This is a genomic window from Paenibacillus sp. GQ49 (assembly GCF_059759055.1).
Genome location: NZ_JCAXEL010000001.1, coordinates 76,152 through 101,926 on the forward strand (window position 1 = coordinate 76,152; position 25,775 = coordinate 101,926).

At 47.3% G+C, this 25,775-nt stretch carries 21 protein-coding genes; 2 read left to right on the plus strand and 19 right to left on the minus strand.

What is annotated here, in order from left to right; translation table 11 throughout:
* Positions 1–55: 55 nt before the first annotated feature.
* Both AC6CIF_RS00350 and AC6CIF_RS00355 read right to left on the minus strand, forming a co-directional pair.
* Positions 56–622 carry a hypothetical protein gene (locus tag AC6CIF_RS00350; RefSeq protein ID WP_498197265.1) on the minus strand — a complete coding sequence of 189 codons (567 nt, stop codon included), beginning with the start codon at positions 620–622 and terminating at the stop codon, positions 56–58.
* A 646-nt stretch (positions 623–1,268) separates the two neighbouring features.
* The gene (locus AC6CIF_RS00355; protein ID WP_498197267.1) at positions 1,269–1,622 is read right to left on the minus strand and encodes a DUF3243 domain-containing protein; all 354 of its coding nucleotides are present in this window, start codon (positions 1,620–1,622) and stop codon (positions 1,269–1,271) included.
* Positions 1,623–1,868: 246 nt separating this feature from the next.
* On the opposite strand from AC6CIF_RS00355, the gene AC6CIF_RS00360 reads away from it, so the two are divergent.
* Positions 1,869–2,084: a hypothetical protein gene (locus AC6CIF_RS00360; protein WP_076216209.1), complete on the plus strand. Its 216-nt coding sequence runs from the start codon at positions 1,869–1,871 to the stop codon at positions 2,082–2,084.
* A gap of 111 nt (positions 2,085–2,195) precedes the next feature.
* On the opposite strand, the gene AC6CIF_RS00365 is transcribed toward AC6CIF_RS00360, so the two are convergent.
* From AC6CIF_RS00365 to AC6CIF_RS00425, 13 genes are all read right to left on the minus strand, one after another.
* Entirely contained in the window at positions 2,196–3,113 is a 918-nt protein-coding gene (locus AC6CIF_RS00365; protein WP_498197268.1) for an NAD(P)/FAD-dependent oxidoreductase, read from the minus strand.
* Between the two features lie 388 nt (positions 3,114–3,501).
* Positions 3,502–5,133: an S-layer homology domain-containing protein gene (locus AC6CIF_RS00370; protein WP_498197270.1), complete on the minus strand. Its 1,632-nt coding sequence runs from the start codon at positions 5,131–5,133 to the stop codon at positions 3,502–3,504.
* 94 nt (positions 5,134–5,227) lie between these two features.
* Positions 5,228–5,827, minus strand: a complete 600-nt coding sequence (locus AC6CIF_RS00375) for a nitroreductase family protein (protein ID WP_036670536.1) — start codon at positions 5,825–5,827, stop codon at positions 5,228–5,230.
* A gap of 148 nt (positions 5,828–5,975) precedes the next feature.
* Positions 5,976–6,230, minus strand: a complete 255-nt coding sequence (locus AC6CIF_RS00380) for a YczO family protein (protein ID WP_498197272.1) — start codon at positions 6,228–6,230, stop codon at positions 5,976–5,978.
* A 136-nt stretch (positions 6,231–6,366) separates the two neighbouring features.
* Positions 6,367–7,215 (minus strand): AraC family transcriptional regulator, encoded by an 849-nt coding sequence (locus AC6CIF_RS00385; RefSeq protein WP_235200750.1) that lies wholly within the window; start codon positions 7,213–7,215, stop codon positions 6,367–6,369.
* A gap of 80 nt (positions 7,216–7,295) precedes the next feature.
* Positions 7,296–7,844, minus strand: a complete 549-nt coding sequence (locus AC6CIF_RS00390; protein ID WP_036609037.1) for a glutathione peroxidase — start codon at positions 7,842–7,844, stop codon at positions 7,296–7,298.
* Positions 7,845–8,033: 189 nt separating this feature from the next.
* Entirely contained in the window at positions 8,034–8,930 is an 897-nt protein-coding gene (locus AC6CIF_RS00395) for a carbohydrate ABC transporter permease (protein WP_017688969.1), read from the minus strand.
* A gap of 17 nt (positions 8,931–8,947) precedes the next feature.
* Entirely contained in the window at positions 8,948–9,829 is an 882-nt protein-coding gene (locus AC6CIF_RS00400) for a carbohydrate ABC transporter permease (RefSeq protein ID WP_339302849.1), read from the minus strand.
* Between the two features lie 208 nt (positions 9,830–10,037).
* Positions 10,038–11,354 (minus strand): ABC transporter substrate-binding protein, encoded by a 1,317-nt coding sequence (locus AC6CIF_RS00405; protein WP_498197275.1) that lies wholly within the window; start codon positions 11,352–11,354, stop codon positions 10,038–10,040.
* 168 nt (positions 11,355–11,522) lie between these two features.
* On the minus strand, positions 11,523–12,374 hold the full coding sequence (locus AC6CIF_RS00410) for a response regulator transcription factor (protein WP_498197277.1): 852 nt from the start codon (positions 12,372–12,374) through the stop codon (positions 11,523–11,525).
* A gap of 23 nt (positions 12,375–12,397) precedes the next feature.
* The gene (locus AC6CIF_RS00415) at positions 12,398–14,218 is read right to left on the minus strand and encodes a cache domain-containing sensor histidine kinase (RefSeq protein WP_498197279.1); all 1,821 of its coding nucleotides are present in this window, start codon (positions 14,216–14,218) and stop codon (positions 12,398–12,400) included.
* Between the two features lie 198 nt (positions 14,219–14,416).
* Positions 14,417–16,750, minus strand: a complete 2,334-nt coding sequence (locus AC6CIF_RS00420; RefSeq protein ID WP_498197281.1) for an endo-1,4-beta-xylanase — start codon at positions 16,748–16,750, stop codon at positions 14,417–14,419.
* 362 nt (positions 16,751–17,112) lie between these two features.
* Complete coding sequence (locus tag AC6CIF_RS00425; protein ID WP_498197282.1) at positions 17,113–17,877, minus strand: helix-turn-helix domain-containing protein; 765 nt, start codon at positions 17,875–17,877, stop codon at positions 17,113–17,115.
* Positions 17,878–18,023: 146 nt separating this feature from the next.
* On the opposite strand from AC6CIF_RS00425, the gene AC6CIF_RS00430 reads away from it, so the two are divergent.
* Positions 18,024–20,273, plus strand: coding sequence for an FAD-dependent oxidoreductase (locus AC6CIF_RS00430; RefSeq protein WP_498197284.1), 2,250 nt, complete (start codon positions 18,024–18,026; stop codon positions 20,271–20,273).
* Positions 20,274–20,332: 59 nt separating this feature from the next.
* Here AC6CIF_RS00430 and bglB read toward each other — a convergent pair whose 3' ends face one another.
* Genes bglB through AC6CIF_RS00450 form a run of 4 tightly spaced genes read right to left on the minus strand, consistent with a single transcriptional unit; the run spans position 20,333 to position 25,729 of the window.
* Positions 20,333–21,403 (minus strand): beta-galactosidase BglB, encoded by a 1,071-nt coding sequence (gene bglB / locus AC6CIF_RS00435; RefSeq protein WP_498197285.1) that lies wholly within the window; start codon positions 21,401–21,403, stop codon positions 20,333–20,335.
* Positions 21,404–21,438: 35 nt separating this feature from the next.
* The gene (locus AC6CIF_RS00440) at positions 21,439–23,994 is read right to left on the minus strand and encodes a hypothetical protein (RefSeq protein ID WP_498197286.1); all 2,556 of its coding nucleotides are present in this window, start codon (positions 23,992–23,994) and stop codon (positions 21,439–21,441) included.
* Between the two features lie 5 nt (positions 23,995–23,999).
* Positions 24,000–24,824, minus strand: coding sequence for a carbohydrate ABC transporter permease (locus AC6CIF_RS00445; RefSeq protein WP_498197288.1), 825 nt, complete (start codon positions 24,822–24,824; stop codon positions 24,000–24,002).
* Positions 24,824–25,729, minus strand: a complete 906-nt coding sequence (locus AC6CIF_RS00450) for a carbohydrate ABC transporter permease (protein WP_498197290.1) — start codon at positions 25,727–25,729, stop codon at positions 24,824–24,826. The genes AC6CIF_RS00445 and AC6CIF_RS00450 overlap by 1 nt, the downstream gene beginning before the upstream one ends.
* Between the last annotated feature and the right edge of the window lie 46 nt (positions 25,730–25,775).

Below are 25,775 nucleotides of genomic sequence, written 5' to 3' on the forward strand. Positions count from 1 at the left end.
CCCTCACCGTTCCAATGAACAGGAGGAATGCTTGAATGATGAATTTCATCTTATTTTATGGGATGTATTGTTGCACAATTTTAGTCACTTTTCCGTCCTGCACCGTCAGATGATACGGGAATACGGACAGATCAAGAATACGGGTATTCTCATACAACGATTCGAATTTGGATAATGTCACGGGTTCATTCCACTGAATGTCTACGCCCTGCATCGTACCATCCCGATCATACAACTGCATCAACACTTCAGCATTGGCACTAACCTCAACTTTTTCCTGCTCTTTGCTGTCATTGACAATATAGTAACCATCTGGAGCACCGTCTATACCTGCTTCGGGATTACGCTGTGCAAAAATCGCATCGGCTTCTTCACCCTGATACCAGCCAATCTTGTCCACTGTCATAAACAATTTGCCGTCTTCTACATGCATACCTTCAACATAGGCTGTAAACATCTCGGAGTTCGCAACTTGTGCTTCTTTGCCAGAAGGCTGTTGAGCGTCCGTACTACCTTGAGCATTCGCAGGGGTAAGTAAATATGTAGTCAGCACAATCATACCAAGTAAAGCAACAACTGCACCGATCATTCGTAGTTTCCATTGTTTTGTCGCGTTCTTCATAGGTAACATCTCTCCTTAATATGAACGTTATTATTCCTTAACCGGAAGTCTTGCTTCTCAAACGCTCATGTGAACTATCGATTCCAACGTTCTTTCTTTTCCTATCATACTTGGAACAGGGATTATAAAAGTATCAGCCAGATTAAAAATAGTTACAATGTGCGTCATTACTCCTGTCTGTAGTCTCCGTAAACGGCAATAACCCCTGAAGGCATCGCCATTCAGAGGTTATTTACTAGGGTGTGTCTTTTAAACTCAGGCAAGTGATACGTTGAAGGATGTCTGTGTCCAAAACATCTTGAAGTCCAAGCTGCCTAGTCCTGACGAATGATCCAGACAACTAAGGAACCGAGGACGTCTTATTTGGCCTTCTGGCGCACCTTTTATTTTGTAAGGAACATGAGACACGTTATTTGCCAAAATTCCCTGAAAACACGCTACAAACGGCTGTTTGTACTAATATAACGTGTGTCAGATTCCTTAGATTGCTGCGGGACTTTCAAACCCTTGAATAAGACGTCACAGGTTCGTTAGCGATCCACGCTCTATGCCCTGCTCCAGATACGTTCAAGAGTTACGCTCCGGTTTTTGGCAGGTTTGAAGAACTACTCAAAATATTACTTATGCTTACGCATAGATGCTAATCTTAATGATTGGGTGTGGAGCTTTGTGCCAAACGAACGAGCATATGAGCCAACATGTGGCGTTCATCTTCCTTGCCGACATTCCACAGCTCCTGAAGCAATTTTTCTTCACGGTTACGGGGTTCTTCGTTAGTAGCCAGATGGTCAGCAACTTTCTCGGCAATTTTGGCCATCTGCTCCTCACTTAGTCCAATCGATTCTCCCATGGCAATTCGCTTACCCAGGTATTCTTTGAATGCATCAAAGTTCTGTAGAATCTGTTCTCTTTCTTCCGGCGCAATCTTCTCGATTGCATTGTCCACCTTGTCCGTTGAAACTTGGCCATCTTTATGGATTACATGATTTTCTTCATTCATTTGAATAACCTCCTGTATAATAGTTGTTTATTGGTTTTAAGCTTTAAACTTAATACTCATTGGTTATCTATAATATAAACGTATTGCAGAAGTTTAATCAGTACGTTCAATTCTGTATATATCTTCTATATATGAGCAAGTACACGTTTCAAAAGAACTACAGCGGTTAATCGTTTACATATACGTAACGGTGTTTGGATATGTTAATGAACACCTTATACAATATCGAACCAGGAGGGATTCCCCATGCGTGATAAAACTAAACATGAGAAGACAAACGATGAACTTGAACCAGGAGTGAATACCGTTATCCATCCAGACAAAAATAATCCCGGACCAACCGATATGATCGAAGGCGTGGTTGGTGATATCGTGGACAACATTCGCAAAGATTTCTCACATGACTCAAAGGACGAGAAGTCTTCTTCCAAGTCAACCGATTCATCGGATAAACAAGCGTAATCCTTTTCTCCATAGCAAAAGTTAGCTTAAAAAGTCCTCCTGCCATACGCATGGCTTGGGAGGACTTTTTGCTAATAATTGAATAATCAGCCTCTTATCCAGAGGTACATTTCAACGTGAATCCTTTGTCATCTGCTGTAACGCCTTATGAATCCAGATCGCGGCAATGGAACCTTCACCCATCGCAACGGTTGCTTGCTCTGCGTGCAGGCCCAGATCCCCGGCAATCCACACATTTGTCGCTGCCTGCAAGCTGCGTGGATCAGCTTCTACATGTTTATTATCTGCGATTACAGCTCCAAGCTGCTCCGCCAGTTCATAGTGTACCCGATTGCCTCCAAATGCGATAAATCCACGCTCCGACTCAAAAATCTGTCCATCTTCGGTCAGAACACCGGTGATATGGCCATCCTCAATCTGTTGCACTTCCTGAACAGCCGCTTCCAGATAACGAACTCCCGCCTCTTTCATGCTGCGATGCAGATCTGCAGATATGGGAGCCTGCTCATGATTGATATATAACAGATCATTCGTACGCTGAATTAAAATCATCGCCATATTGGCACCTGCTTCGCCAGACCCCAATAGTACCGTACGTTGATCCTGAATCTCATAACCATCGCAATCGGGGCAGACATAGACTGTTCGGCCCAGGGTTGGAGTTAATCCCGGAATGTCCGGAACTCTATCCGAGAGCCCCGTTGCCAATAACACGGTTTTGCTCCTATATTCAGATCCGGAAGTACCGAATAATTGAATATGTTCTCCCTGACGTTCCGCTTTAACGATACGGTCTTTCTCAAAAGATACACCGGTCCGCTCTGCCTGCATCCTGCCTCGTTCTCTAAGCTCTTCACCGGATACCCCATCGGGGAAACCGAGGATATTATGATAAGTCCGGCACAACGTCGATCTGCCCTCTCCCGCGTCGATTACCAACACCTGATGAGCTGAATAACGTCCAAGCTGAATGGCTGCCTGAAGCCCTGCGAGCCCTCCACCTACTATTATGCAATCAACCTCTCGCATGCTCCTTCTCCTCCTGAACTATATACATTGAACTAAAGAATATTTACACTGGTCACTCCGATGACAGAACAACCTTCCGATCGCTGTTATCCCCAGATTTTTTTAATACCTTCTACAAAGGGTAAATCCGGGGATAAGCGTATGCTTTCGATGCAGCTTTCTTTCAGAAAGCTTTTAGGCGCACGCTTCGCTTCTTCAGGCTCTTTCTGTCCTCTCCGTTATTGTGTAAATGTTTAGCTCAATATATATATATTTTGTCCTTATATACATTAAACCGTTCAGCCAAGCTTAAACGATTCCTCATATTGCTTATCTTATACCAAAACAAACAGACCCAAACCATCCGGCAGCATCCCGGTTCGCTTGAGTCTATCAGATTCATGAATATTTAGAAGTTATACGATTCAAATCGCGATGCATTCGAAATGGCGCTCCATACATCCGCTGTTTCACCGCCCATATACCAGTAAGCCAGTCCAGCGATTTGCCGTTGCTCACTCATCAACACTTTGGCTGATAACGAACGACTGTCCTCTGCCCATATATATCTTGGCTTACCGTTACTGTTGTACCCGATAATATATTGAACCAGACTTGCATCCCATCGTCTTACAGATCCCGTGGCATGCGCACGCATTCCCTGGTCTGCCAGTGTAATGTCCCAAGAACTGGTTGCCGGATTCACGGAAGACCAGTCTCGTGTATATAGCGGAAGGGCCAAAATTGTTTTGGCACGTACCACCTCGGAGAGCATGGTATCCAATGCCTTTTCCACCCATGGAAGAGACGCCACTGATCCTGCTTTTGAATCACCGTTCCAGTGTTCCTCGTATCCCATCAGCACCATATAATCCGATACAGCGCCCAGTTTGGCATAATCAAATGCATCCGTCCAATCTGTACCCAGGTCTGGTGATACATCCACAGACACAACTGCACCCAGTGCGTGCAACGTAGCCGTCAAAGAGGTCACAAATGCCGTTAATCCTTCACGATCCACAGGATCAACATTCTCGAAGTCCACATTAATGCCGTCCAGTTTATAGGTTTTGACATAAGCGGCTACCTGTGAGATCACTGCCGCTCGGTTGGCTGAGCTGGATAACATCTCATGCGTAAGTGCCGAATCGGAACGATTCCCAAGTAATGGCCATAGCTGCCTGTCGGTGGCGGATGCCCAAGAGATCAATGCAGGGTCCGCGTGATCTGTTACTTTCATACTGCTGTTCAGGAAAAACCAGCGTGGGACAAGCGTATTGACCTCAGACTGTTCCACCTGCTTCTTGAATTCAGCGGTAGTGGAGTTATATTGCCAGCCCAACTGAACGCCAAGTTCATCCCCACGTTGTAACTGCTCAGACCATGTCTTCTTTTGTAAAATGGCATCAAGCATGACGGCTGCTTCTTCTCGCGTTACCTCGTCATGTGGCCGAAACACGCCTCCGCTTCCCCGCATTAGTCCAAGTTGATATACCGTCTGAACATAAGGACGTGCCCAGTCCGAGATATCCGCTGCGTCAAAATACGTTGAAGATAAGAGTGCGGTCTCTACGGGTTGTTGTTTTAACATTCGCACAAGAAGGGCAGCCGCTTCTTCACGCGTAATGGAAGCATTAGGCTGGAACGTTCCCTGACCCTTACCCTCCAAAATAAAAAGATTCGTCATGGCGGCAACGTTGCCGTAATACCAAGCATTCATACTTATATCCTGATAGGGATTTATATTATTTTTGACGGGCTTCAAACCTAGCAATCTCACTGCAAACGTCGCAAATTCTGCACGAGTAACGGCTTTCTTCGGTTCAAACATAGTCTCTGACGTACCAGCAGCAATGCCTTTTGCCACCAGATGTGTAATGGCATCCTTGGCGTAACTGGTGTGCGTATCCTGAAACTGTTGCTGCACGGTTGCAGCCTGAACGGTAGAGCCATATCCAGCCACCGATCCAAGTGTTAATAACCCGCATAAAGCCATTTTCCATATCCGTTGGTTTGTTATTTCTTTTAATCTATTATTCACATCAAAAAGCCTCGCTTCATTGGATTACGATCAACTATCATCGTATCAAATTGAAGCGAGGCCGTATGTGGTTAAATGTTGGGAAATGCGAAGCTTACTTGTGTACTTTTACGCGCTCTTCAATGGGTTGGAATTCTTTCTCACCCGGTGCTGCCGTTGGTTTACCAAATGGCATCTGAGCGATCAATCTCCAGTTCTCAGGAATGTTCCATTCTTGCTTCACTTTCTCGTCAATCAACGGGTTGTAGTGCTGCAAAGATGCACCCAGACCTTCTTGTTCCAGAGCAGTCCAGATTACCAGTTGCAACATACCGTTAGATTGGTTAGCCCAGATTGGGAAGTTATCTGCATAAGCTGCAAAATTTTGTTGAAGCTGTGCGATCGCATTGTTATCTTCGAAGAAGAGAACCGTACCATATCCGCTGCGGAATCCAGTCATTTTCTCTGCTGTGGATTTGAAGGCTTCTTCATTACCTACCACTTCACGCAAAATTTCTTCTGTGTGATTCCACAATTTATCATGTTGTTCACCGAGCAATACAACGGCACGGGATGTTTGTGAGTTAAAGGAAGTTGGTGTATATTTCACCGCTTCTTCTACGATTTCCTGGATTTTAGCATCCGAAATTGTTGATTCCTTGCTGATTCCATAATAAGATCTTCTGTTTTTCAACGCATCAAAAAAAGTTGTCATTCTTATTCGCCTCCCAAAATTTCTTTTCAATTGCCAACATAGTAACTATAATATAGTAACATACAATAGTCAACAAACTAATTTATTTTCACTAAATATACATTCACCGAAAACATTTCAACAAGTTTGCCCAATACAGCAATTGAAATTATCCTTCGCCCGTCTTTTTACGATAATCCGCCCGGTATTTCTCTTCCGTAGACGAGTTACTTTTTGTCTGATCTTTATTCTTCTCTTCCTGTGCTTCCATGTTCAGGTCTTCCATTGGAATCGGGTCTACGGTCTGTTCTTCCTCATGCATGTCCAGCAAACTTTTCTTCTCCGTTTGATACTGCTCGGGATTGTCCTGGAAACGTTTTGTATGGTTATCGTTGTTATTCTGATCCGGTGTGCGCTGTTTCATTCATATTCGCCTCCTCTGGGTTCATTACCTTTCTTTACCTGTTCTGCGTGTCCTCTAAACACAGTGGTATGCATTCCTCAAACGAAAATCAACAAAAAAAGCCAACCAGACAAGCTGGTCAGCTCACAGAGGGCTTCTATGATTGGCGATGCAATTGGGTACGGTACAGATCAGGCGAACATCCCACACTTTGTTTGAACATCCGACTAAAATGCGAAAGGCGTTTGAAACCGGACAATCGACTTGCTTCTGTCACGGTGATCTCAGGCTGGAACTGAAACAAAAGCTTCGCCTGATTGATGCGACGGTCATACAGGTATTTGAATATCGTCAAACCTGTCATTTCCTTAAACATGCCTGCCAGATATGGCTTGGACAGATGTAATTCCAGTGCCAGATCATCCAGACCAATGTCCTTCATATAATGGGTATCCACATAACGAATAATGTGTTGGACATGCCGCTCCCTCTCCGATGAGGGAAGTTGTTCCTGGACATCACCCTGGCAGATCTCTGCTACAAAATACAACAGATCACACAGTCTGACATTCATTCGCTCTTGCCTGAAATTGCTCTGACTTTGAGACAGACGATGAAGATCATGCAATAGAGCTTCGAATTCAGAGCGGTTATCTCCCTTCAGATTGACCCGGCAATTTCTGAGTTCTTCAAATGGTCTCAGGACCTCAGCCATACGGTCCGGATGCAGGCTGCTGCGGATTGCAGACGGATCAAAATGCAGTGTGCTTCGCTCATAAGCACTGCCTGGCTTCGGATGTGGTCGATGAAGAGTAAGGCCATGCATTAACACCAGATCACCCGGCTCCAGGTTATATACCCGGTCTCCTATGATATAGGTACATTCTCCATCATGAAAATAATAAATCTCATAATGTGGATGTGAATGGAATCCATCTGACTTGCCTGGGTTAAACGTGCTGGTGGATCGGTAACTATACTCCAGTGAAGCGCTAAATTGCATCATGCTCGGCACATTCATGCACCTCCTGTTCGGAAGAGGGAAACGATTTGTATCATGCCCCTGTAGGATATATGAAAGTGAAATTATAGAAGCTGTTTAATACTCTCTTGAATCTCGTCGATGGAGTCGACAGGTTCGAAGCGTCTGACCACACGACCCTCTGCATCAATCAGGAATTTTGTGAAATTCCATTTGATTGCATCGCCGTGTAACCATTCTGGTGCCTTCTCAGCCACCATTAATTTCAATAATTTTGCCTGTATATCTGTTTCATCAAAGCCTGCAAAAGGCCCTGATCTTTTCAAAAAGTCGTAGAGCGGGTGCGCCGCTTCTCCATTCACATCCAGTTTGGAGAACATCGGAAATTTCACACCATAGTTAATCTGACAAAAGGACTCCGCTTCCGAACTGCTTCCAGGCTCTTGCTCTGCAAACTGGTTACACGGGAAACCAATAATCTGAAGTCCTTGATCCTTGTACTGGTCATACAGCTTCTGCATGTCATCAAACTGGTGCGTATATTTACATTTACTTGCCGTGTTTACGATGAGCACAGGTTTTCCTTCATATTGATAGAGTGGGAAACGCTCTCCACTGGTTCTGGTTACGGTAAAGTCGTAGATGGTTGGCATAAGTCTAGTGCACCTCGCGATAGTTATGTAGTCATACAGCATCATATGTCATTGTTAATTATATACGAAGTTTGAACTATTGTATTGGAGAAGATAAGTTACTCTCCCTTTCAACAGAAAACCCTTCTGCCGCGAAAATCTCTTCGTTCAGCAAAAGGGTTATTATATGGGATCACAGTGACAGCAGCTTCAGCCCTTCACGGCACTTCCGGCCACGCCCTGGATAATATAATGCTGACCCACGAGGAAAACGATGATCATCGGAATAATGCCTGCCGTGGCAGCGGCCATCATGCCGTTGTAGTCCACATTGTTCTCCAGAATAAAGTTCTGCAGTCCGAGCGGCACGGTGTACAGGTCTTTGTCGATCAGGAACACGAGCGCATTCTCATAGTCATTCCAGTGCCAGGAGAAATCGATGATCGCCAGGGTAGCCAGCGCAGGCTTTGCCAAGGGCAGAATCAGCCTGAAGAATATGCGCAGGTGACCGGCACCGTCGATGAACGCCGCTTCCGAGATCTCTGAAGGCACGGACAGGAAGAATTGCCGCAGCATAAACACCCCAAAAATCGTGAACATCCCAGGCAGGATCAATGCCCAATGCGTATTATATATGCCGACCCATTCAAACATCAGGAACTTCGGTACAAAGAGTACCTGCGGTGGCACCATCATCATCGAGAGATAGATCAGGAACAATGTCTCCCGACCTTTGAATTGAATCCGCGCGAAGCCATAGGCTGCAAAAGCCGAGAGAAATACAGCTCCGATCGTGCTAATTAGCGATATTTTCAACGAGTTCAGATAATATGTGGCAAAGGTATCCGCTCCACTCCAAACCTTAATATGATGCTCCCAGTTCAGACTGGAGGGTATCCACTGGATGGGATAGGTGAATACGTCCGCAGGAGATTTGAACGACGTGCTGATCATCCAGATGAACGGCATAATCATCAGCAGGGCAAACCCGGACATCAGAAGTGTCAGTATGATTTTTCGAATCTGCGTCAAGGACTCCATGCGGACTTTAACTTTAGGTGAATGTGGAGCTGTGGGCTTCGCATTCGCGGCAATTTGTTTCTCCATAACGATCCCTCCCCTCCTTAATAGTGAACCCAACGTTTCTGACCGAGCCACTGCAAAACAGTGAATATCATGATGATGGCAAAGAGTGCCCAGCTTATGGCGGCAGCATATCCCATCTCGTAGTAGCGGAAGGCATTCTGGTAGATAAATAGCGACAGGACGGTTGTGCTGTTCCCCGGCCCACCCTGGGTAATCGCTTGAATGATACCAAAGTTTTTGATGGTCATAATCAGCCCCGTAATCAGTAGCAAAAAGGTCGTTGGGCTCACAAGCGGCCAGATCACTTGGCGTATGGTCTGCCAAGGCCGGGCTCCATCAATCCGTGCTGCCTCAACCAACTCCTCCGGAATTTCCTGCAAAGCGGCCAGATAAATAATCATGTTGTAACCCAACATGAACCAGATCCAGATGATATCAATCGCATACATGGACCATTCGGTTGTTGATAACCATCCGGGTGGATTCGTAATACCGATTCCCCGCAAGAAGCCATTAATGGGCCCCGATGTTGGCTGGAACAGCAGCATCCACACAAAGGCGATGGCAACACCGCTGGTGATATAGGGCATGAAATAGAGAGCACGCAGCGTTTTTTGCCAATACACCGACTTGTTCAGCGCCACCGCCACGATAAAAGCCAACCCCATCGATACCGGAACCGCTAACAGAAATACAAATGTATTTCGCAGCGCCACGCCAAACAGATCATCATTCAACATCCGGCGGATATTGTCCAGCCCTACGAAATGTGTCTCTGGGCTCATAAATTTGTAATCGGTGAACATGAGATAGAACGAATAGACAGCTGGTATAATAAAAAACAACAGCACGCCAATCATATTGGGCCCAATAAACAGATACCCGAGCCTGCTCTGCCGTTTCATCCAGGATTTATGCATATGCTCCCCCACTCCTTAACATCTGTTCTGTAATTAAGCATAACAAGATGTCCTCTAACATTTAAGGAACATAACCCTGTAACTGATATCACAGATATATGTATTTCGGCAGTTCCTTTCGGGAGGGAAACAACATGGAATTGTTCTATTGCTTATATAGAAAAAACCGTCCCATTGGGACGGCCTTTGGACTCATTGCTTTTGCAATCTATTGATTCTGCTTCAGCCAGTCATTATGGCGTTTGACCATGTTCTGTACCGTTACTTCGGCAGTCTGGTTACCGAGGAAGAACTTTTCATACTCCTGTGCACGCAGATCGACCACTTCCTGCGCAATGCTGCGGACAAATGTAGGTGTCTCGTCACCGTACAACACAAATTCCAGAGACTCTTTATCATAAGAATCGGCATAATCACCGAGCAGATGATCGATCGCAGTCTGTTGATCGACCGCATTGGAGGAAGGCAAACGTCCACCCGCAGCCATTGGCATCATTCCCCCATCGGCGTACCATTTCAGGAACTCCCATGCGGCTTCTTTATTTTTCGACTTGGAATTGATCGCAATAAAGTCACCAAGTCCTCCACTCTTCACCATATCTGCTTCTTGTGCAGCCAGTCTCGGTACAGGGGCAAAGGCAATTTTCCAATCCCGCGGGAACTCGGTCATATTGTTTGATGTGCGGATCAGCCATTCGCCGATATTAATCATGGCAGACTCACCGCCAAGGAACATGTTTTCCACAGGCATTTTGGAAGTCAGTTGCTCCCCGAGTGGAGGCGTAGTTGCATCCTCTTTCATCATTCCGTTCAACGTCTCAAGCCATTTAGTGACAAGCGGATCATTGAGGTTGGAAGTGCCGTCCGCCTTAACATAGCCGTTTTTCACCAGAACAGAATCGAGCGGATCTACATAGGAAGCGGTATGCTGCACCAATCCGTACTTGAAGCCAGCTGCCTTCAGTTTGAGTGCATATTCACGGGCTTCATCCCAAGTCCAGGCTGTTGGTACACTCAGTCCGGCCTGATCAAGCGCTTTCATATTTAAAGCGAAGAAGGCAGCGTTTTTCTTGGTTGGCATCCCGTAATATTTGCCGTCCACTTTCCAGGAAGCCGCATCTTCACCCATTTTCTCATCAATGTTGTAATCGGTTAACTCGCCCAGATCCAGTGCTGTACCACCCTTGATGCGTTTATCCAGATTTGTGAGGGTATAGTTGACATACAGGTCAACGTTCTGGCCGGTGGACAGCGCCGTATCCAGCTTCAGGTTGCCATCATCGTCATTCACAAACCGCACATATTCCACCTGAATATCAGGATGCTTCGCATTCCAGGTATCCACCACTTCCTGTGGACCATTCTCTGGCGGCACCGCGCCCCACATGGTGAGCTTCACTTTTCCCCCTGCCGCTCCACCTCCGTTATCTCCACCGTTCGTCTCATTTTTACCTACACAGCCGGCAAGCAAGCCCAGCATCAACGCACCTACGATTAATCCCGTTAATCCTTTTTTGATTCTCATCTGGTCACATGACCTCCCTGAATTGAAGTGTACCTTCCGTTACATCGTAGCAGGGACCTTGCTGGGTTCATAAGATACATATCCATGATTCGGATTGAACAAAAATACGGATTTACTTGTGCTTGCCTGAGCACTCGGTACACATATTCCTTCTACTCATCCTGTGAGTCACGAGCGATGGCGATACTGGCTGGGCGTGCAACCGGTCCAACGCTTGAATATTTTAATGAAATAATTATCACTTCCGAACCCTACCCGGTAACCAATCTCCTGTACAGGAAGATCCGTCTCGCGCAAGTATTCAGCCGCTTTCTCCATCCGTACCCCATGCAGGTAATGAATCAGGGTATGGCCGGTTTTCTTTTTAAACAGAGCACTCACATAATTCTCGCCCATCATCACATATCGTGACATGGATTTGACGGTAATGTCCTGGTCGTAATGCTGTCCGATGTACTGAATTATTTTGCTAATCTCCGGATGCTTCACAATCGGCTCACGAACAGGTGTAAAGGGAAGATCAATTTCAGGCGAGGGCGCAGAAGAGACCGTAAGAGAATCAGGCAAAGCAGGCGTTGATGTGAGAACCGGTGTGGAAGGTGGCACTTCATGATGATCTGTCTCTGTCCGGGCTTCAGCCGAAGCTCCCAGTTCTGCACTTACTTTACGAAGTGTATCACGCAGTGAATTCACACTCATCGACAGCTTCAGAATATAATTGGAAGCTCCGTATTCCATCGCACGGCGTACATATTCGAACTCCCCCATACAGGTGAGCATGACAAACTTGGTTTTTAACCCGGCCTGACGTGTCTGTTTAAGTAATTCCAGACCATCCATACCTGGCATGACAATATCAGTCAGTACCAGATCCGGTGTATCCTGTATAATCATCGCCAGCGCTTCGGTCCCGTTACCGGATTCTCCGATGACCGTGAAACCCAGCTCTTCCCAGGAAATAATCTCTCTCACCGACTCTCGTACGAATACCTCATCCTCTACAAGTAATACTTTCCACATGCCAGATTCCCCTCTCCAGTCGTCTAGTCTGACCGCTTCTGTAAGTAAGGCGTCGACAATAAAAAAGGAATGCTGAACCTCACTAATGTCCCCGGCTTGGTATCCATCACTTCAAGTTCACTTTGGCCTTTGAACAATAATCGCAATCGTTCCTTAAGGTTGGACAGGCCAATCCCCGGACGTGTGCGGGTCATCTGCTGACGCCGGGATTCCTCCATGCCAATTCCGTTGTCTGCCACCTCCAGCATCAGCTTTCCTGTGTCTTGCCTGTAAATTCCGATGCGGATCTGACCAAGCTGCTCCAGTGGCCCGACACCGTGATGAATGGCATTCTCCACCAGTGGCTGCAAGCTCAGCTTGGGCACGAGCGCATACTCCAGTTTATCGTCAAATTCACAAGTCACCTCAAAACTATCGCGGTAACGAATCCGCTGAATATGAAGGTAGGCTTGAACCAACTCGATCTCATCCTTCAGGTATACCAACTCAACCTGTGAATTCAGGCTGACCTCCAGTAATTTGCCCAAGGAAACACACATTTCGGAGATCTCTTCATTCCCGCTGCGGATCGCACTCCATTTCATTGTATTCAATGTATTCAGGAGAAAGTGCGGATTCATCTGGGCCAGGAGCATATGAAAATGTACCGCTTCCTTCTGGCGTTCTTCCGCCTTGAGTCTGTTGATCATCTGATTGGCATCATCCAGCATGGTATTGAACGTACGGGTCAGTTCCAGCACTTCTCCGCGGCTGCGGCCTTCAGGGATACGGACCTTGAGGTTTTTGCGTACAACCTCCTTCATCTGGTTCTGCAGATGTGATAAAGGCCGAGTGAACGTCGCCGAGATCATAAAGGCCATGAGCACAAATGCTGCTGTGAAGCCAAAAAACGTTAAAAAATAGCGCTGCTTAAGCCCCGATATCTCCGTAAACAACACAGCTAGTGGAATACGATTTACCATGTACCAGTCCAGTGACTCGATGTATACGTAGTTAATCAGCGTATCTGAATCATTATCCGTCAGATAGGCCTCTGCCGGATGAAGTGCAATTTCCCGGGTCACGTCTGGGGAAAGTACCGCTTTTTCGGACGAGCGGGCAATCGTTTCCCCATTGCCAGTAATCAGGAAATACTCCTGATTGCTCTGCGAATCCTTCAGCATAGACTGAAACCAGTACGAATAATCGATGCTGATCCGTGCCATTCCGTACCTTTTGCCGCCACTGTCCTTCATATACGCATAGAGGGACAACAGATACGGGCTGGAGGATAGCTCCCGCAGGACATGGTTGGTATCCCGGGCATCCCAGCGGTAGAGCAACTCTTCTGATGGAAACGAGTTTGAATCAGTGTTGCCTTTGATGAAGGTCATTTCTCCAAGATGCTTGCGAAATTGTTCCCGATAAGGGCCATAGGCCAGAGCTTTTTTGGGCAAATACGAAGTGTAAACGTTATCATGAAAATCTAACAGCGTGAAGTACACGGAAGGATTATATAGAAAAAAGCTGTTGTTGATCATCTTGAACTTCTCTTCCACCAACGACTTATTCTCAAGCGGAGAACGATTGTCTGGAGAAGTCAGGACGTTTCTTACGGCTGAATCCTGTTCCAGAAAAATCAGGGTTTTGAATGCAATACTCATCTGGTCCTCCAGAGAACCATATATCTGCACCAGTTGCTCGTGGCTCTGTTCGCTGATTTTTTGCTCAACCAGAGATTCGATCTGTCCATAGTTGTAGACATTAAGTACGCTGAATGGCAGCAGAATCAACACCACAAACGCACCAAACAGCCGATACCTGAGCTTATGCGGCAAAAAGGTCTTCCAGTCGGGCTTTGTCATCCCCTCAGCGCTCCCCCTGCAATTATTGAGATCATTATACCATCAGTTCCCCCGCTTCGGCCGGGGCCGGGCTCATTCGCATGGATATGTGATACCAGTTGCCAGGGACGGGATAGGGATACACAGATTTGTTCTATTGCATTAAAAAAACCGGAGATCTGGGATCTCCGGCTAGGCTAGATATAACGACTTAGCAAATTAGGATATAGGCTCCACTCCCCAGACAAGCTCGCCGTTCCGGTAAAGAGTTACCTTGGTCCAATCGGCAAAAGAGGTCTGCAGCGGGTTAAAGGAATAATCATCCCCTTCGCTGTAATTGGACCAGTCCGCTTTGTGCAACCGGGTATGTATCTCCCCAGAGGTTCCTCCGACCGGGATCACGCCTGCTCCGGTACCGAACTTCAGTTCCAGATAATGGTCCGCTCCAGGAACAGGTCCAGGCAGTTTCACTATGCTGCCGCTGATCTGACTGCCTCCAAGCTGTGCATAATCACAGAAAAAGGATTGTTGTTTCTCCCCGTCCACTGTATACCAGTAACGAATTGTCAGTTCATTCAGGCTAACTGTGGAGGTACCGTTGTTGTGAATGACAAACTGCGGTTTCATTTGGTTATCGAGCAGATTTGTATCCCCTGCACGATAGGCTAGAGTCAGATTGCCAGCAGGCTCTGGCGGCCCTCCACCCTGGACCTTTGCGGAAGCTTGAACGGAGTTCACACTCTTCCCAACGCTGTTAACCGCATTCACCACATAGTAGTAGGTGGTTCCAGCAGATACCGCCATATCCTTATAGCTTGTTCCCGATACAGCGGCCACAGATGTATACGGTCCGGCTGCTGTCAGCGACCTGTTTACCGTATAGGAGGTCGCACTTGCAGATGCACTCCAGCTTAGATTGATGCTGTTGTCGCTAACCGCAGTGGCGGTCAGATTCTGGGGAGCGGCTGGTACTGCCTCGACCTGAACCGTCTCTAATACGGACCAATAGGCTGGCTTGGACTGGAGTCGCTCGTCGAAAAGCAGCGGCCAGTTGTTGCGGGCGACCGGGAAGGTTCGTAGCCAGGTATTGGCATCATCCTTGCCCCACAAGGTAACATTTTTGACTGTGTCCGTATGCCTCAGGAAGATCTGGAACAGGGACTTGTACAGCGCCGCCTGCTGTGTCTTCAGTTCTTCCGGGAAGATATCATAAGATTGCGAATCATTGGAATATACACTTACATCAAGCTCAGTAATATGTGTTTCGAGGCCCAGCGCCTTAAATTTGACAATGGAACTCTCAATTTCCGAAAGGGTTGGATAAAAGAGGCTGATGTGTGTTTGATGGCCGACTCCGTCAATAGGCACACCCTTGGCTTGAAGGCGAGTGATCAGATTGTAGAGGGCCTGGCTTTTGGCCGGCTCATGGGTATTGTAGTCATTAATAAACAACTTGGCATCCGGGTCGGCTGCATGGGCGAATTCAAATGCTTTCTCAATATATTCTTCCCCGGCAATCTGGTACCACAGACTGCGCCGCAGGCCATCCGGCTCGGAGGCATCAATGACTTCATTCACAACGTCCCAAGCGTAGATCTGGCCTTGATAACGCTCCATTACCGTCTCAATATGCTGCTGCATCCGTTCATACAGTACCGTTTTGCTCACCAGATTGCCGTTGGCATCGTGGAATACCCAATCCGGAGTTTGTGTATGCCAAACGAGGGTATGCCCGCGTATCTCTTGTCCGTTCGCTGCTGCAAAAGCGACTGCTGCATCCGACCCGCTGAAATTATACATACCCTCTTGCGGCTCGGTACTGTCCCATTTCAGAACATTGCCTGGTGTCAGACTATCAAAATGCTTCGTAAGCAGCTGCTTGTCCGGTTCGGTCAGCAGTTCATTGTTCGTGAAGGCCGTCCCAATTCGAAACTTGCCCGCAAAAACATCCTGTAGGGAAGGAATGTCTTCTTCGATCACAATGGGTCCGAGATCTGGCAGCTTCTCCAATCGGAAATCATCCATATAAAAAGAAGCTGTGGCACGGTCTGGCACTTCAAAATAAACCGATAACTGATTCGCTGGTTCCAGCATTTTAAACTGTGCAGTAAGCTTGGTCCATCCGCCTGCGGATGCGGTACCGAATGTTAAATTTTCATAATGTGTTGTATCTGGCAGGGTACGCTGTAAAGACATATTGAGGTTTGTGCTGGACGCTCCCGCCGGAAGCTTCACCCAGCCAGTGAACACATACGTCTGTCCCACCTCCAAAAGTTCTGTCACATCCAGCGCTGGCCCATGCCATGTCATAGCACGCCCGCTCACTTCCAGTCCATAATCTCCGGTACGAGCTGCAACGGCGCTTGCATGAAGCGTTTCTACTTCACCGCGTCCGCTCCAGCTCTGGACCGTGCCGTCTTCAAAATCATGACTCAGAATCAAGGTATTCTCCTCTTCTGCCGCATGAACAGATGGAGCTGCCCAATACAAAGGAACTAACAAAGTTATCATCAAAACAAATTTAAACGCTTTCAAAAATATCATTTTTCTCATCGCTTCCATTCTCCTTTATCGAATATTAGGATGAATTCCTTATTCCAAAGGCTAAGGCCATATCCACCTCCTTGGTTTTAGTTATAAAATCAGAGTCCTCATTCAAACGGATACGGGGGCATACGTTCGGATAAGGACTAGATATGGTAAATTATAGTATGAATTGTCCATAATCTACAACTTAAATTGTACTTCCCCTCTAATTTCGGTTAGAAATGCAGTATCCGTTGCTTCTGCACTCATTCACACCAGCTCCTCCATAATCTGGGCAACCCGTAACGAAGGTGTATACCTGGTGCTCCGCTGGCTTCAAAAGTTGTCTTTAAAGTTGTCTTCAAAGCTTTCTGCTCACTTCTTTCAGCTTACACCCTGTGTCTCCTGCGATACTCAGATGGACTTATGCCCAACGTTTTGGAGAACACTCTACTCAGATAAAAACCGTTCTCATATCCGCATCGCTCGGCAATTTGGTTAAGGGTCAGGCTGCTGTCAGCCAAGAGGTTCTGCGCTTTTTTCAGACGGACCCGTTTGAGATAGCCTGATGGCGTCTCCTGAAAAGCTTCCCGGAAACGCCTTGTCAACTGCACCGGACTCAAGGCCAGTCGCTGTGCCAATTCCTGAAGGCTGATCTCCTCTTCCGCCCGCTCCTCCAGCAGCGCTGCCGCTTCAGCCATTCGTGCGTCTTCGGTAAATCTCCGCTCCTTTAAGCGATTCTGTCTGCGTTCCACCTGATACAACTGCCACAAATCCATCATAAAATGTGTCTTCCAACGGACAACTTCCTCCTTATTCTCCTCACTGTCCTGGCGTAAATAAGCGTACGTCGAGGCTAACCGCTTCGTGTCATTAATCTGCGATTTTCCGGCTGGTGGCAGAAGCTCCTCCTCCTCCAGGCTACTGCTAAACTGTAAATAGTGAAATGTTAGTGGGGTAATGACTGTCCGCCGAAAAGGAACCGCCGGGGGGCACAGCACCAGATCGCCAAAACTCGCTTCTCCGATCTGACCCCCAATCTCATAATGGAATATTCCCTCTTCGACGGCAAAAGCCACCCAAGTCGTATAGATATCTTCCGTAAGAGCAAATTCCCCTTTTTGCTTCCAGTAGATGTGGTTAAGCAGCTCCATGACTTGACCACCCTTTCTGTGAAATAAAGTATATGTTTGATGATAGTATAGTGCATTTAAAAAGTGAATATATAAATCTAAGATGAAATTATAGATATGTAGTTGGAGTCAAGGTGGATCTAACTTCAGTTAAGGAGGTCACAGATATGAAACAAGAGCATGTACAGTACGACATCACCGTCATCGGCGGAGGACTTGCTGGCGTATGCGCTGCTATATCTGCTGCCCGGCTGGGCCAGCAGGTCGCGCTGGTGCAGAATCGTCCTGTACTCGGCGGAAATTCAAGCAGTGAAGTACGCGTATGGGTCTGCGGCGCTACCGCCCACGGGATTAACCGTTATGCCCGGGAAACGGGTATTATGGGAGAACTATTTGTAGAGAATCAGTATCGTAATCCAGAGGGCAATCCTTATCTCTGGGACTTGATCATTCTGGAAACCGTTCGAGCTGAATCCAACATTAGCCTGTTCCTGAACACGGATGTACATGAAGTCGAGGCCACTGAGGATGGAGATGAACGCATGATCACCTCTGTTACCGGGTGGATGATGGGTTCTGAGCGCAAAATCCGATTCGAAAGTCAGATCTATCTGGACTGTACAGGTGATGGATTGGTTGGCTTTCTGGCTGGAGCCAAGTTTGCACTCGGCCGGGAAGCCCGCAGCGAATATGGTGAAGAATGGGCACCTGAGGTGGCTGATCAGATCACGCTGGGCAGTACACTTCTCTTCTATACCAAGGATGCTGGTGCGCCTGTCCGTTATATCCCGCCTTCTTTTGCCAAGGATATTACACAGACCAGCATTCCGATTCGCCGGGTCATTCGCAGCGGGGATTCCGGTTGTCATTACTGGTGGATTGAATGGGGCGGTGAACATGACACCGTTCATGACAATGAGCTGATCCGTGATGAACTGTGGTCCGTGATCTACGGGATCTGGGACTATATCAAGAACTCCGGCAAGTTCGATGCAGATCATATGACGCTGGAGTGGATTGGTTCGCTGCCTGGCAAAAGGGAGTACCGCCGCTTCACGGGTGACTATGTGCTCACCCAGAACGATATTATTAGCCAGCGGGAGTTCCCGGATGCCGTTGCCTTTGGCGGCTGGTCCATTGACCTGCATCCCCCGCAGGGCATGTACGCCGAAGCGAGTGGCTCGAAGCATATGCATGCCGATGGCGTATATCACGTGCCGTTCCGCTCGCTGTATTCCGCAAATGTGCGGAATATGCTCATGGCCGGGCGCGACATCAGTGCATCACATGTCGCCTTCGGCACAACGCGCGTAATGGCAACATGCGCGGTCATCGGCGAAGCCGCGGGTACGGGCGCGGCGCTCTGCGCGGCCATGGGGGTGTCGCCGCGCGAGCTGTACGCGAGGCATCTGGCGGTGCTGCAGCAGACGTTGCTGCGGCAGGATGCTTCCATCATCGGGGTGCGCAGCCACGATGAGCTGGATCTGGCCCGGCGTGCCAAGGCTACAGCCTCCAGCACGCTGACGGGCATCGCTCTTGAGCAGCCTGGCGAGACGTACCCGCTGGGTACGGATGTTGCCCTGTTGCTGCCTGTGTATCCAGTGCTCAGCGGCCTGGAGCTGCTGCTGGATGCATCCAGCGACACCGAGCTGACGGTAGAGCTATGGGATACGGGGCGTAAGGAGAACTACGTCCCGCATTCGTTACAAGTTACGGTGACTGTTAACGTTACAACAGGAACTGCGCAGTGGGTGAAGCTGCCGCTCGAATGGCGACCGGAAGAACCACAGAATGCTTTTATAATCATCCGCTCCAATAAAGTGGTCTCACTCTATCATTCGACAGAAGCACACAGCGGGGTGTTAATCTTCTTCAAAACAGAAGAAAACCACGTGTCCAAAAATCTGGAGGATCATGCCACGGATCAGCCTGTCGTATTATGGTCCATGCAGGGGTTGGCGCGTCAGCCATTCTGCTGTCGTACCCTCTCTGAGACTTCGGCCTATTCATCGGACAACACGATCAACGGTTACCACCGCCCTTACGGTGGGCCGCAACAGTGGATGTCGCAGCCGATGCAGTCTGGCAAGCCTGAATGGGTACAACTGACATGGGAAGAACCACAAACCTTGGCTGAATTGCACTTGACGTTTAATGATGATGTGAACGAGGATCTGGTTAATTTACATCACCATCAGACTGCATTCCGTGTGATGCCTGAGCTGGTACGTGATTATCGCGTGGAGGTACTGACTCCGGCTGGCGAATGGACACAGGTCGCAAGCGTTCAAGAAAATCACAAAAGAAAAGTTATTCATTCCCTGGATATCCCTGTGTCAGCTCAGGCTCTGAGAATCATAATTGATGCCACAAATGGCAGCAGATATGCCGAATTAATCGAGATTCGAGCTTACTAAAACAAAAAGGAGGATACAGGAAACTGTATCCCCTATCCTCCGTACAAGTCCGCCTGATTCTAGTCGGCGGTTGGAACCCGCAATCCCTCAATCAGGATAAACAACGTAAGTGCTTGTCCATAGCCCATCGGACTGATCGCTATATCTTTATAAAACTGAGCATCCTGCCCCACAGGAGTACCATAGGACACCTGCTGTACAACTCCGTGATCATCAATTTGTTTCAACACCGCTTCAAGCGCACTCAAGCCATTCTGGCGATAGGATTCATCCAGGTATCCATACCGGATTCCCTTGAGAATACCGTATCCAATCGCTGCTGTTGCCGAGGTTTCTTTGTAAGAGGTTGGATCATCCAGCACAGTGTGCCACATGCCATCCTCACCCTGAAGCTTGCTCAGTGCTCTGACTTGAGCGGTTGCTGTATCCAGCAGATAGGCCTTTAGCCCGGCTTCGATCGGAATGATATTCAGGAAATCCATAACTCCCGCCGTATACCATGCATTGCCTCTTCCCCAATGAACAGCACCATAATTATGATTTTCGTTGAAATCCCAGCCATGATAGAATAATCCGGTTTTCTTGTTATATAGATATTTGATATGCACAAGGAACTGTCGTTTGGCTTCTTCAACCATGTCTGGTTTCTTGAAGTATACCCCTGCCTTGGCCAAAAATAGCACCGTCATAAACAGGGTATCAATCAGAATTTGACCCTCATTGGCATCTCCCGTGATCATATGCTGAAACGCACCATCTCCGGTTCGCAGCAGTCCGTCCATGATCCAACTGCTCCACTCCTCACAAACCTGTTCGTACTCCCTGTTCCCGGTCAGCTCGCATAATGAGATCAAAGTAAGGAGCGGAGCGCAAGTGTTCACATTTTTTTCCGGTAACCCTTCCATCAGCCTTGCATTATACCATGATTCCAGAAATTCTAGCACTTTGGGATCTTTCGTTGCCTCATGGAGCTGAAGCAAGCCATACAGACCGACACCTTGCGGCCATTCCCATAGATGTATGTCGATTAGTCCGATGGGAAACTGTTCATTGATGCTTGTGTTTTTCATAGACTCCATCGCTTGGGATACCTTGCTTATTCTCTCCTGCAGCACCATTTGATTCAGCATGTTGGTTATCACTCCCTTGGTTTCTTACACACGATTCAGCGCTCCATGTCCAGTAACTTCAGTTGTCCCTTCACTCCATAACCTTCGTGTATAATTTCCTCTTCTTTAATCAGAAAAGGCTTGTTCATTCCCCATTGAATTGGACCATATACCGGGTCTGTTAGAGTGAGAGTTAAAGCTTGATTATCGAATTGCGGGCTTGCAGAACAAACTTGGTTGATAAAAGCGTCAAATGACCCGAATTGCTGTTCGCTTCCTGCTCTTATAATCCAGGCGTTACGCAAGCCAAGGGAAATAAGCTCACGTTCTCTTGTTACCCCGCTGCTCTCCATACTCGTCCCGTTAGCCGCATATATAGCTGCATAACCCTTATCCAAACGAGCAAAATGCCAGTTCTCATGCCTTACCCATTCCGTGAAGGAGTGAGTAGGAAAATAAGCATGTGTCCAGTCAGAGTTGTGATCCGCAGGAATATCAAACATCATCAAAGCGATCCCCTCATGCTGAACAACATCGGGCAATATCCCATTCCCAGCCCAGAAGCAAGGTCGACCATCCCCATGCTTGTATATTTCTGCCGGATGATTCACCCAAATCTGCGCCTCAGGTGACAGAGATAAATGCTGAACATGCTCCTGATAACCTGGCTTGCCTGGACGGAAGCGAATGATTGAGGATAAAGAGTATTCCTCTGTCCGACAATGATAGAGCTTGGCGTAACCTCCCTTGCCCTGATGATTAGCGAACACCAACTGCTGATTGTCCCCAAGCAACAGATGCTCCTGATATTCTGCTGGAGGACTGTAATCGGATAAACTCAAGGCAACATTGCTTATTGAATAATTGTTTACATTGCCAACGCCATAAGCGATCCAGCACATTGAAGTGGTTCCCGCTGCATAACCACCCAGCAGTTCCTTCTCATAGCTGCGCCCAAACGTTGTGGACAAGACTCCTTGATGCATCTGAACGGTAATATAATAGAATAACAGGTCCATTGCCTTTTTGGCTTGCTGCCTGAGCTGTTCATTATGGGCAAACTCATAGATATGCAATAGCCCAACCGCATCAATCGGAATGTATGCACTTGAATTCCATTCTGCCAATCCTTCATCCAAAAAGCGCTCAAACCATAATGCAAGCCTCTGCTCTGCTTTTTGACGGTGTACTTCACCGGATTCACCACTGTTGCTGAACGTTTCATCTCCAAACAGCTGTCCGGCTAACAGTTCATTGGTATGGAACAACAAGGCATGGTTCTCACTGAAGAACCACATCACATCATCGCCAGGTTCATCAATCCAATATCGATAGCCCAAAATGCTTGCTTTCACCCGATCCCAGAACGATTCACTGAACAGACCGCTATTTCGCTCATCTCTCCAAAGTCGGAACAGTCCCACCAGATAGAAGTCACTGCAATCCTTCCGTTGCTCAATCCCTTCCACACCCTCAAGCAAAATGTTCTCCGCTTCTTGCAGATTGCCTCCTGTTTTGAGCATGGCAATGGCCTTATGAATATTGGGGCTGCCCTTCTCGGCAATGCAGCGCAGAGCCAAGGATTTGCGGGCTTCAATATCCGCAGCTTGCTGAGCAGCCTCATCATAGCTCGTATCATAGGATTGGCAGCCAAACTTCTTGGTTAGTACAACATTTGAAACTGAAATAGCCAGCGTGAAATATACGTAATGATGACCGAGTTGATTCGTATGTGCAAGGACCAGGTCCGTTTCCTTTTCGGCGATGTGTATCGTCTTGTTTTCGGTACCGTCAAAAAAATTGCCATACTGGATATCAACCTCTCTAACGATGTCCGGTAAGGGAAGCGGCAGCTTGAGCTTAATCTGCTCACCTCTGAAGAGATCCGAAGGAAAATAAGCCTGTTCGAGGGCTTCCTCTGCGGATTTTACAGACTCCGCCAAATGAGGAGCAATAGGCAGGGAAATCACTAATTCCTCGTCTCCTAGGTACTCCACCGCAAAAGCATACATCGTATCCCGCTCAGCCAGATCCTCCCAGCAGGCATAGATCTCATTGATTCCAGCTTCTAATTCAGCTTTAATAACGATTTCCTGTTCCTTGTTACGCGTGAGTGGTGCAAAGTCCGTTACCATTTCCCCATTCATCCACAACGTCAGACTGCCATAGGTCTTAATCCGCAAAGAGGCGGTATGAGCAGTCGGAGAAATGAGTCTTGTCGCCGCGTAACTGCGCAGATGTGTCGGTACAAACCAAAATCCTGATTGCTCCACCCGTGGATTATTCCAGGGAGAGTACAGTGCCCAAGGCATTCCGTTCTCTTCTCCAACGAAGTCGTCTCCCGGGCTAGGAAACTCGCTCCATTGATCAAAAAATCGGTTCACAAGCTGCGTTCTCCGATGTTCTACAAATTCCTTTCTGCATGGATTCTCATGAATGGCAAAACCATCGATAAGCCAATCATTAATATCTCCCTCCATCGTTGTTGGAACAAAGGCAACAGGCTTTGTATATATGCCGCTGATCATCCAATGATTAATGACCTGATTGTGACCTAATTTCATAGGTTTATAATTCAAGGTATCCATCCCAACACGGGTGGTATCTGACATTCAACTCATCCTTTCATTCCTGAAGTAATCATACCGCTGACAAAATATCGCTGGAAAACCATAAAAACAATGAGTACCGGAAGCATCGTGATGACGGACATCGCAAGCAGACTTCCCCAATCTACGTTGTATTCACCAATAAAATTAGAAAGCGCAAGCTGAATCGTATATTTCGATGGATCACTAATCGCAATTAACGGCCATACAAAATCATCCCATCTCCACATGAAGGAGAAGATTGCGAGCACCGCAAGAATTGGCTTCGCTATCGGAAGAATAATGCTCCAGTAAATTTTCCATTCGCCCGCTCCATCCATCCGGGCAGCTTCCAACAGCTCGTCCGGTACGGACAACAAATACTGCCGCATAAGGAACACACCTGTCGGGGTTGCTGCTGGCGGGATAATAATCGCGAGTAGGCTATTATACAACCCCAGTGCGCTCAGCACCTTGAATATGGGGATCATAATTACCTCAATCGGAATCATGAGTGTTGAGACAAAAGCAATTAATATGATCGCGCTTCCGCGGAAGCGATATTTCGCCAATGCAAAACCTGCCATGGAGTTAATCAATAACAGTAGCAGCGTTGAGCTTACAGTTACGATCGTACTATTCATAAAATACAAGCCAAAATCGCCTTTACTGAATGCATCCTTGAAATGCTCAAAGGTGATTGGCTGCGGCCATAGCTTGGGAGGGAAGCTGTACAGATCGCTATTCGTTTTCAAAGCAGAAATCACGACCCACAGGACAGGCAGGAGCCACACCACTGCAGCAACACTTAACATACTGTAGATGACGACTTTGACCATAGGCTTCATGACCATTACGTAGCCCCTCCTTTCGATAGACGGAATTGCAGAGCCGAGAATCCACCAATAAGGATAAACAGAATCACCGACATGGCACTGGCCAGACCGAGCTCCTGTCTGTTAAAGCCAATCTCATAAATATATTGAACAATATAGGTGGTATCTTTGCCCGGCCCACCACCTGTAAGCGCAAACATAAGTGGGAATGCTTTGAACGCGTCAATCAGAGTCAGCATAACAACAAGCAAGCTTGTGGGTTTCAACAGCGGGAGCGTGATATAGCGAAACACCTTGATTCCCGTTGCTCCGTCCAATCGGGCAGCCTCATAATAATCCGTAGGTATAGCCTGCAAACCCGCGATAAAAATGACCATGAAAAAGCCTGCACGTGACCATACTGTCGCGATGATTACAGCCGTATTTGCCCAAAAGGAAGAGGTTAAAAAGCCGACAGGTTCCACACCAACCACGGTTAACAGATGATTCAAAATGCCAAATGAATCTCCGAAAATCCACTTCCAGGTCAATCCTACGATAATGTAAGAAATCATGGTCGGCCAGTAAAATACAGCCCTGAAGAACCCGCGCATTCTAATCTCGCGCGCAAGCAACAAAGCAATGCCTAACGCTGCTGCATATATTAGCGGGACAACAATTGCTGCATAAATCCCCGTTCGTCCGATGGTCGACCAAAATTCCCGATCTCCTATAATTTTGATATAATTGTCCAGCCCGTTGAACTTCATCGGGTTCAATCCATCATAGACATGGAAGGAATAATAAAGGCCCAATAAAGAGGGAAATACGATAAAAGTTCCAAAGATCAGGAGGTTGGGAAGTATAAACAGATAAGGAGCAATAACGAGCTTCCTGTTCTGTTTTGCCAGCGTATTTCTGTTTAATCGTTGTCCTTCACTCATCTGCTTGCCCCTTCCTTATGTGTTATTCGAAAGGGAGGCTTTACAG